We start from the raw sequence: 4,352 nt of genomic DNA, 5'->3' as shown, positions 1-4,352 counted from the left end.
CTCATATCATGTATTTGTATGGTATTAGAATATATTTATAAGATGTTAAGTCTGATTGCTATAGTATTCAAAGAGTATGAATACTGCATGAAGGGTAGATATTAGGTATTTTATCTATCTGGTTTTTAATTCAAATTGGGATATGGTTGGGATTTCGCCGTGAGGTGTAATCCCTTCTTTTTTATATAGTGGTTGGAAAATTATAAATTGTTTGAATCTTAAAAGAATATATATGACTTTGATATAAATATAGTATCTTTGTAGCAAACTATTATACTAAACAATCAATGAAAACATTTAAAACATTTTTTTTGGGGGGTATTATATCTTGTTATGCCTTAAATGTAGCGGCAAAAGGCTATGTACAACAAGGTGATAAGTTTACCATTCAAGTAGAGAAACAGTCTTCGGAGAGTCCAAGACTAGTTCGTCTTCAAGTGATTAACGATAAGATTATCCGTGTAGAGTCTACAAGGGAAACTTCTTTCCCTGTGAAGAGTAGTCTTATCATCGTCCCACAATTGGTGACACCGAAGTATAGTGTGACAGAACAAGATAATACGTTAACAGTCACTACAAAGCAGTTGCAAGCAATTGTGGATAAGCAGACTGGCCGTGTACGCTTTTTAACTCGTGATGGTAAGTCTCTATTATCAGAATCAGAGCCGCAAGGCAAGACTTTTAAACCATTTGTAGTTCCACAACGTGAGATTGGAGTAGGAACACTTACCGATACTCAAAAGAATGGATGGACGTGGCGTGCTGTTTTTGATAGTCCTGCCGATGAGGCTTTCTATGGATTGGGGCAGCATCAATCTGAAGAGTTATCAATGAAAGGTAAGAATGAAGATTTATTTCAATACAATACGAAGATTAGTGTTCCTTTTGTGATAAGTAATAAGAATTATGGCCTATTATGGGATAGTTATTCTTATTGCCGATTTGGTAATCCAAATGATTATTTACAGTTGAGCAGTGCTTTTAAGCTGTATGATAAGAATGGAAAGGTCGGCTCGTTGACAGGAACTTACATTTCAAAGGATGGACATAAGTTGGAACGAACCGAAGACAGTATCTATTTTGAAAACTCAGAGACGATAGGTAATCTTCCTCAAGGATTTAAACTTAACGGTTCACATGTGACGTATGAAGGATTTGTAGAGGCTCCTGTTGACAACCTTTATCGCTTTATCCTTTATTATGCCGGTTATATCAAGGTGTTTATAGATGATAAGGAAGTGGTTCCGGAACGTTGGCGTACGGCTTGGAATCCCAATTCTTATAAGTTTACCTATCCCTTGAAGAAAGGTGTAAAGGCACGTTTACTGATAGATTGGTATCCGGATGGTGATGTTTCCTACTGTGGATTGCGAGCTGCTGTGCCACAAAGTGAGGCAGAACAAAATAAACTCAGCATTTGGAGTGAGATGAGTCGTGATATGGATTACTACTTTATTGCTGGACAAAATATGGATGATGTAATTTCCGGTTATCGTACATTGACCGGTAAAGCACAAGTATTTCCTAAGTGGACATTGGGCTTCTGGCAGAGTCGGGAGCGCTATAAGTCATCTAATGATATTGAAAGTACGCTTGCGGAATTTCGTAAACGTCATATTCCTATTGACAATATTGTACAAGATTGGAACTATTGGAAACTAGATAGTTGGGGAAGTCATGTCTTTGAACAGTCACGTTATCCCAATCCGCAAGCTATGCTCGATAGTGTACATGCTATGCATGGGCGTTTTATGATTTCTGTTTGGCCAAAGTTCTACTGCTCTGTAAAGAACTATAAGGAGCTGGATTCCAAAGGTTGGATGTATCATCAGGCTGTCAAAGATAGCATTTACGACTGGTTAGGTTTCATGGGTTCGTTCTATGACGCTTATGATGCGGATGCTCGTAAGATGTTTTGGCGTCAGATGGATGAGAACCTATACACTAAATATAAGTATGGTATAGATGCTTGGTGGATGGATGCGAGCGAACCAAACGTCCGTGACTGTACCCCGATGTGGTATCGTAAGGCTTTAAGTGGCCCTACTGCGCTAGGTTCAAGTACAGAGTTTTTCAATGCCTATAGTATTGTTAATGCCGATGCCATCTATAATGGGCAACGCTCGGTAAATCCTAATACTCGTGTATTCTTGCTTACTCGTAGTGGTTTTGCCGGCGAACAACGCTATGGAACAGCATCGTGGAGCGGTGATATTGGTACACGTTGGGAAGATATGCGTGCTCAGATGACGGCCGGTATGAACTATTCGCTGTGTGGATTGCCTTTTTGGGGCATGGATCAAGGAGGCTTCTGTGTAGAGAATCGCTATATGGCTGCTCAGCAACATTTTGATGCTACGGGTGAAGAGAATGCTGACTTGACGGAATGGCGTGAATTACAAACACGTTGGAATCAGTTTGGTTGTTTTATTCCATTGTATCGTACACACGGTCAATGGCCTTTGCGTGAGGTGTGGAACATAGCTCCTGAGTCTCATCCGGCTTACAAAACGATAGTTGCTTATGATAAGTTGCGTTACCGATTGATGCCTTATCTTTATAGCATGGCAGGTGCTGTACACTTCAAAGATTATACGATGATGCGTGCTTTGGTCATGGACTTTACCAGTGATGCAGCTGTTAATGACATTAAAGACCAATGGATGTTCGGTCCGGCATTGATGGCTTGTCCTGTCAGTGTGTACAAGGCACGTAGTCGTCAAGTATATTTGCCTAAGCAGACGGGTTGGTACGACCTTTATACAAATCAGTATTATCAGGGTGGTCAAACCATTACGGCGGATGCACCGTATGAGAAAATTCCTGTATTTGTACCACAGGGTGCTATCATTCCTTTCGGTCCTGAAATAGAATGGAGTGATGAGAAACAGCCCGACTTGATTACTTTGTATGTTTATGCCGGTAAGAATGGAGAGTTTACGCTGTACGAAGACGAAGGTGTGAACTATAACTATGAAAAGGGAAAATATACTACTATCGCAATTAATTACGATGATAGCAAGCATACTTTGACCATCGGTAATCGTCAAGGAGAGTTTGATGGCATGTTGAAGCAGCGCAAATTTAAAATAGTATTGCGTACTCCCGATCAGAAAGTGGCGGGGCTCAATGTAGAACAAGCGCAAGGTCGTGTCGTGACTTATAACGGTAAATGTATAACAGTAAAGTTATAATATGAAGAAAACTTTTGCTTTTTTATTCCTACTGATGGTCTGCCGACTATCAGTAGGCTATGCGCGTGAACGCCAACTGTTTACTGACAGTTGGCTATTTGCTTTAGCCGATTCTGTGGAGATGTCTCAACCTGATTACCAAGACAAGTTTTGGAGACCGCTCAATTTACCACACGATTGGGCTATAGAGGGCGATTTTCATGCCTCAAATCCGTCCGGAGCCAATGGTGGTGCTTTGCTGGGGGGCATTGGTTGGTATCGTAAATATTTTACATTACAAAATATAGAACGAGGAAAACGCTATTTTATCGAGTTCGATGGTGTTTATATGAACTCTACTGTTTATATAAATGGACATAAACTAGGTCAGCGCCCGTATGGATACATTGGATTTGAATACGATCTTACCCCGTACTTGGTTAAGGGAGACAATGTGATAGCTGTCAAGGTTGATAATTCCGATCAGCCCAACTCGCGTTGGTATTCGGGTTGTGGTATCTATCGTAATGTTTGGTTTACGAAGACAAGTTCTCTACACATTGCTCATTGGGGAGTACATGTACAAACGACTCCTAAAGGGAAAGTCGCAATAAATGTCTCATTGGTAGATGAAGACCATTTAGGACAGAAGCCCACAATTCGTAATACCATCTATAATGCTAATGGAAGTGTAGTTGCACGCCATGCAAGCGGTACTCTCAGTCAAGTTCTACGTGTCAAGAATCCCCGCTTGTGGTCTACGGATATTCCTTATATATATAAGGTGAAGACAGAAGTTATTATTGCAGGAAAGACGATAGATGAGGTAATCACCACTACCGGTTTTCGTGATTTCCGCTTTGATAGTAAGACCGGTTTTTGGCTGAATGGTAAGAATATGAAGATAAATGGTGTCTGCGAGCATCACGATTTTGGTTGTTTGGGCTCTGCTATCAATAACGATGCCATTGTACGAAAATTACATTTACTAAAAGAGATGGGCTGTAATGCTATTCGCTGTTCTCATAATCCACCTGCTCCTGAGCTACTTAACCTCTGCGATTCTTTAGGATTCATAGTGATGGATGAGAGTTTTGACATGTGGCGACAGAAAAAAACGGAGTTTGATTATGCTAGATTTTTTGATCAGTGGGCAAAACGTGATTTGACAGATTTGAG

General features: G+C 40.5%; 2 protein-coding genes. Both read left to right on the top strand.

All coding sequences use genetic code 11. The features are described 5' to 3' along the window. Nucleotides 1-287 precede the first annotated feature (287 nt). Nucleotides 288-3,194: a TIM-barrel domain-containing protein gene (locus HMPREF0671_RS11490; RefSeq protein ID WP_036900882.1), complete on the top strand. Its 2,907-nt coding sequence runs from the start codon at nt 288-290 to the stop codon at nt 3,192-3,194. A 1-nt stretch (nt 3,195) separates the two neighbouring features. Continuing rightward, nucleotides 3,196-4,352: glycoside hydrolase family 2 (locus HMPREF0671_RS11485; RefSeq protein WP_036900885.1), on the top strand; the 1,157-nt coding region annotated here is incomplete at its 3' end.

Source organism: Prevotella sp. S7 MS 2 (genome assembly GCF_000762865.1).
In the GTDB taxonomy this organism is placed as follows: Bacteria; Bacteroidota; Bacteroidia; order Bacteroidales; family Bacteroidaceae; genus Prevotella.
This window is presented reverse-complemented; position numbering and strand designations above follow the sequence as displayed.

Bases quoted from the DNA above. Each gene is read 5' to 3' on its own strand.
- HMPREF0671_RS11490 (WP_036900882.1), top strand. From the start codon at position 288: ATGAAAACATTTAAAACATTTTTTTTGGGGGGTATTATATCTTGTTAT.